Genomic DNA, 4,995 nt, shown 5'->3' with positions numbered 1-4,995 from the left:
CGTCAAAGCCAACCGCACCTGGATCATGCGGTCCGCGAACAACGGGATCACCCTCAACGGCGCAGACGCAGGCCTCGACACCGTCCTCATCGGCCTGTCCGGAGCCAACGGCATCTACATCGGCGGCTGGGTCGAACACCTATCCAACTGCGACATCTGGTCCTCCGAGAGCAACGGCGTCGTCTGCGACAACGTCAACCAGGTCACCCTCGCCAACTGCGGCATAGACCGGCACAAGCAGGCCGGGCTCGTCGTACAAAACGGCGGCGCCGTCAGCGTGATCGGCTGCATGTTCCACTCCAACAGCCAGCAGACCAACAACACCTACCCGCACATCTCCGTCACCGGCGGCGCCATCACCGTCATCGGCACCCAATTCGGCTACGACGGGCTCACCAACAACCCCGACTGGGCGATCAAGCCCGTCGGATCCGTCGCCGTCCTCGACTGGGGCAACCGGGTCCTGTCCAGTTCCACCGTCCAGGGCTACATCTCCGACGTCACCAAAGTGCAGAACGCGTCCGGCGGCAGCATCTCCCTCCCGGCCGCAACACAGGTGAACATCGGAGGCTCCGGCTCGCCCGCCGCGTTCGCCATGAAAGGCAGTGCGACCGGCGACTTCGCCTTCTCAACCCGCGTCGGCTCGGACACCAGCTCCCGCTACTCCGTCAACGCGGCGGGCACCCAGACGTGGGGCAGCGGCACAGCCACCGACGTCACGCTGACCCGCGACATCGCCAACAGGCTCAGCCTGTCCACATCCGATCTGCGCATCGGCACTGCTGGACGCGGCCTCATGGTCGCCGAAGGCTCCAACGCCAAGATGGGCCTCGCGACCCTGGCAGCAGGAACAGTCACCGTTGCCACCACCGCCGTCACTGCCAACAGCCGCATCTTCCTGACCGGCCAAGGCGATACCGCAGGAACCGAGGGATGGCTGCGGGTCTCCGCGCGCACAGCCGGAACCAATTTCACCATCACTAGCTCCAGCGGCACCGACACCAGCACCGTCGCCTGGATGATCGTCGAACCCGCGTAAGGAGCCCGCGCCATGGCAGACGACCTGCTCGTCATCATCCCCACCCGCGGCCGACCCAACGCGATCCCCGAGATCATGACCGCGTGGGACGACACCGGGGCGACCGCCGACGTGCTGTTCTGCGTCGACAAAGACGATCCTCAGCTCGCCGGCTACAAGCAGCAGGCGAAGGCGCTGGCGGATGACGGCCGGGTGCGGTTCGTGTTCTGGGCGCGGAAGCGTCTCGTCGGCACCCTTAACCAGGCCGCGGTGAAGAACGCGGGCGACTACCGGTTCCTCGCGTTCATGGGCGACGACCACCGGCCCCGCCCCGCAGAGACGCCGTGGGATGAGCGCATTCGCATCTGCCTGTCCGGCGGGCCCGGCATCGTCTACGGCAACGACCTGCTGCAGGGCGAAGCCATGGCGACCGCGGTAGCGATGACCTCCGACATCGTGACGACGCTCGGCTACATGGCCCCGAGCGCCATGGTGCATCTGTGCGTCGACCTTTGCTGGGTCGACTGGGGCCGCGGCATGGGTCGGATCACCTATCTCGACGACATGGTCATCGAGCACCTACACCCCGCCGCGGGCAAGGCGAGCGTCGACGCGGTCTACGAGGACTGCAACAGCTCGGAGCGGGCCTCGGCAGACGCCGCCGCCTACTACGACTACCGCGACAACGGCGGCCTCGAAGCCGACCTGGCCAAGCTCCGGAAGCTCGTCGAGGAGGCCTCGTGACCGCCGCCGACATCATCGACGCCTGGGACCAGGCCGACGCCGCCGCAATCCACCCCACCCGCGGCATCGACGAAGGCGCCTACTGGAACTCCGGCCGCAACCAGGCCGCACTCCTCGGCACCGTCCTCCCCGACGGCTGCAAGGTCGTCGACTTCGGGTGCGGTGACGGGCGCGTCGCCATCCCGCTCCGCAAGCTCGGCTACGAGGTGACCGCCGTCGACGCCTCCCAGAACATGCTCGACCGGCTCCACCAGCACGACCCCGACATGCCCACCCTCCTCAACCCCGGCCACGGCCTGTACGGGCAGCTCGGCAAGAAGGCGGATGCCGTCGTCGCGCTGGCCGTCCTTATCCACCACAGTTACGCCGACTGCCTCGATCTCCTCGCCGAACTCCGGCAAGCCGTCAAGCTCGGCGGCATCCTCATCCTCGACTGGCCCGTCAGCGACGACCCGGTCGAAGGCCAGGTGTGGCTCGACGTCACCACGTGGAGCCAGGAAGCCCACGACGACGCCTGCAACCGGATCGGCCTCAAGCCGGTCGACGCGCAGCTGCCCTGGGGCGTCTACAAGGCCGTCAAGGCGGGCGGCTGATGCGCGTCCTGCTCAGCGGATCGGGCGGCTTCGTCGGCCGCCACCTGCACCGGGCGCTCGACGAACGCGGCTACGAGATCACCTGCGTTGAACTCGCCGACGGCGACGACGCCCTCGACTTCTTCCGCACCAACGACACCCGCTTCGACCTCGCTATCCACGCGGCGGCGATCGTCGGAGGCCGGGCCAGCATCGACGGCAGCCCGCTCGGCGTTGGCACCAACCTGGCATTGGACGCCTGGTACATGCGGTGGCTCGTCCGCACCGGCACCCCGCGCGCCGTGTACTTCAGCTCGTCTGCGGCCTACCCGGTCGCGCTTCAGCAGCCCGGCGACGTGCGGCGCCTGTACGAAGAGGACATCAACCTCCAGTACATGGAAGAACCCGACGCATCGTATGGCTGGGCGAAGCTGACGGGGGAGAAGCTCGCCACCTACGCCGAAGCCGAAGGCTGCCGCATCCTCATTCCGCGCCCGTTCTCCGGATATGGCGAGGACCAGGACGAGGCGTACCCATTCCCCGCGTTCATCCGCCGGGCGCGCGAGCGGCAGGACCCGTTCGAGATCTGGGGCGACGGCAGCAGCACCCGCGACTGGATCCACATCGACGACCTCGTCGGCGCCACCCTCGCGCTCCTCGACGCCGACGTCACCGGCCCCGTCAACCTCGGCTGGGGCAGAGCGACCTCGTTCGACGAACTCGCCCGCATCGTGTGCACGGCCGCCGGATACCGGCCGCAGCTGAAACACCGCACCGACGCCCCGCAAGGCGTCCACCACCGCGTCAGCGACCCCTCGCGGATGCTCAACCACTTTGTGCCCACCGTGACCCTCGAAGAGGGCGTGCGGCGGGCGATGGCCGTATGAGCGGCCAGATCTTCCGCTTCGAGGTGCCCGTCGACGACCGCTGGCACGAGATCAGCGGATGCAGCACGCCGCTACACGTCGACTGCCGAGACCCGCATGTCGTCGAGTTCTGGGCGTGGCGCCGCGATGATCTCCCCGCCCGCAGCTTCCGCGTCTACGGCACCGGCCATCCCATCCCCGACGGCACCAAGTATCGGGGCACGGTCATCGCGCCCGGCGGACAACTCGTCTGGCACCTGATCGAAACACCCTGACTGGGCGGTCAGCAGCCACACCGAACGCAGCCCCGAGGAGTAGACGATGCCTGCCTACCTCGTCATCCATCCGCGCGGGCAGAAGCGCGACGACGTCCTCATCGATGGCGACGACATCACCCTCACCATCCAAGGCAGTTGGGCCGTCCTCGCCGACGCCGAAGGCGTCTGCCTCGCCATCCCGTCCGGACAAGGGGCGAGCATCCAACGCATCGACCCGCCAGAAGAAGACCACGCCGAAGGAGCGTGAACGCCATGGTCGCAGGGCGAGAAGCCAGCCCCAAAGATGCCGCCGCCACCCAGCGTCTGATGCGCTACTGGGCTGAGGGCGAAGGCGCGGCCAAGATCCAATGGGGCGTGTCGGGCGACTTCGACCGATGCGTCGTGGAACTCGGCAAGTACGTCAGCCCCGGTGTGGTGAAGGGGCTTTGCAGCAACTTGCACCAGAGAGCTACCGGCGCGAGGCCAGGGCACGCCCCAGGCGAAGAGGCTGCACGCCAGGCCAAGGGCGGGCACTGATGCCCAGCAAGGGGCGCCGCTCGGCGCCACTCCCCAAGGGGTGGGCGCGTATTCGTGTACGCATCCTGAAACGCGATGGTCACCGCTGCCAGTGGCGGCTCGACACCGGCGGCACCTGCGGCGAGCCGGCCAACGAAGTTGACCATAAGATCGGCGCAGCCCGAGGCGTCGACGACCACAGCCCGGACAACCTCCAAGCCTTGTGCTCCTGGCATCACGCGAAGAAGACCGGCCGAGAGGCAGCCGCCATCGCGCACGACCTGCCACCGAGAGCAAGGCCACAGGAGAACCACCCAGGACTCATCAACTGACCTGGGATAATGGGGAGATGAAGACCTGCCTAGTGTGCGCCGGAGTCATCGAACGAGGCGGACGCAAGGGCGGGCCGCTCCCCACCTACTGCTCGCCGCAATGCAAGCAGCGCGCTCGGAGCCAACGCGAAGAGCAGGACGGCCGGGCCGAAGCACGCAATCAGCGAGAACGGGAGCGCAAGGCGCAGACCCGGGTGAAGCAGCAGACTCGCCCCTGCCTGTACTGCGACAGCCCCATGGCCGCGACGCGCCGCACACAGTGCGGCAAGCCCGAGTGTGTGAAGCAGGCCAAGGCGAATCGCATGCGCGAGTACATGCGCAAGTACAGGGAGACTGACGGCGGCGGATGCAGGCTTCGCGAGATGGAGTACGCCAAGGCGTATCGGGAGAAGAACGGTCACTGGCGACAGCGCTACCCGGCTGCGGCTGCTGCGATTGACGCGCGCCGGCGGATGCGGGTCCTGGTCGCCACGGTCGAGTCCTTCGCCCCGCGCGAGGTGTACGAGCGCGACGGGTGGGTGTGCCAGCTGTGCCGACTCCCCATCGACCCCGGCGTGGCGTGGCCAGACCCCATGAGCCCATCAGTCGATCACCGAGTGCCTTTGGCTAAGGGTGGCGAGCACTCGATGGCCAACGTCCAGGCGGCGCACCTCGGGTGCAACAGCCGCAAGCATGATCAGTCGGATGGGC

The 4,995-nt window shown here is 67.7% G+C and carries 8 protein-coding genes; all 8 read left to right on the top strand.

Going from position 1 to position 4,995, the window contains the following annotated elements:
* The coding region (locus tag VIU94_RS14245; protein ID WP_331911352.1) for a hypothetical protein at nucleotides 1–1,039 on the top strand (1,039 nt) is incomplete at its 5' end.
* A gap of 12 nt (nucleotides 1,040–1,051) precedes the next feature.
* A complete protein-coding gene (locus VIU94_RS14240; protein WP_331911350.1) occupies nucleotides 1,052–1,762 on the top strand; it encodes a hypothetical protein in 711 nt (236 codons plus the stop codon).
* Nucleotides 1,759–2,355: a class I SAM-dependent methyltransferase gene (locus VIU94_RS14235; protein ID WP_331911348.1), complete on the top strand. Its 597-nt coding sequence runs from the start codon at nucleotides 1,759–1,761 to the stop codon at nucleotides 2,353–2,355. The genes VIU94_RS14240 and VIU94_RS14235 overlap by 4 nt, the downstream gene beginning before the upstream one ends.
* The gene (locus tag VIU94_RS14230) at nucleotides 2,355–3,221 is read left to right on the top strand and encodes an NAD-dependent epimerase/dehydratase family protein (RefSeq protein WP_331911346.1); all 867 of its coding nucleotides are present in this window, start codon (nucleotides 2,355–2,357) and stop codon (nucleotides 3,219–3,221) included. Before VIU94_RS14235 ends, VIU94_RS14230 begins: the two co-directional genes overlap by 1 nt.
* The gene (locus VIU94_RS14225) at nucleotides 3,218–3,475 is read left to right on the top strand and encodes a DUF7352 domain-containing protein (protein WP_331911344.1); all 258 of its coding nucleotides are present in this window, start codon (nucleotides 3,218–3,220) and stop codon (nucleotides 3,473–3,475) included. Before VIU94_RS14230 ends, VIU94_RS14225 begins: the two co-directional genes overlap by 4 nt.
* A gap of 46 nt (nucleotides 3,476–3,521) precedes the next feature.
* Nucleotides 3,522–3,725, top strand: coding sequence for a hypothetical protein (locus VIU94_RS14220; protein WP_331911342.1), 204 nt, complete (start codon nucleotides 3,522–3,524; stop codon nucleotides 3,723–3,725).
* Complete coding sequence (locus VIU94_RS14215) at nucleotides 3,722–3,994, top strand: hypothetical protein (protein ID WP_414720950.1); 273 nt, start codon at nucleotides 3,722–3,724, stop codon at nucleotides 3,992–3,994. The genes VIU94_RS14220 and VIU94_RS14215 overlap by 4 nt, the downstream gene beginning before the upstream one ends.
* Nucleotides 3,995–4,322: 328 nt before the next feature.
* On the top strand, nucleotides 4,323–4,995 hold a 673-nt coding region (locus tag VIU94_RS14210; RefSeq protein ID WP_331911340.1), incomplete at its 3' end, for an HNH endonuclease.

The sequence above is a fragment of the Streptomyces sp. genome (genome assembly GCF_036566765.1).
In the GTDB taxonomy this organism is placed as follows: Bacteria; Actinomycetota; Actinomycetes; order Streptomycetales; family Streptomycetaceae; genus Streptomyces.
Note: the sequence above shows the minus strand (reverse complement) of the source record. Positions and strands in the feature narration are given on the sequence as shown.

Coding starts and splice junctions, on each gene's coding strand:
- VIU94_RS14240 (WP_331911350.1), top strand. CDS start 1,052: ATGGCAGACGACCTGCTCGTCATCATCCCCACCCGCGGCCGACCCAAC.
- VIU94_RS14230 (WP_331911346.1), top strand. CDS start 2,355: ATGCGCGTCCTGCTCAGCGGATCGGGCGGCTTCGTCGGCCGCCACCTG.
- VIU94_RS14225 (WP_331911344.1), top strand. CDS start 3,218: ATGAGCGGCCAGATCTTCCGCTTCGAGGTGCCCGTCGACGACCGCTGG.
- VIU94_RS14220 (WP_331911342.1), top strand. CDS start 3,522: ATGCCTGCCTACCTCGTCATCCATCCGCGCGGGCAGAAGCGCGACGAC.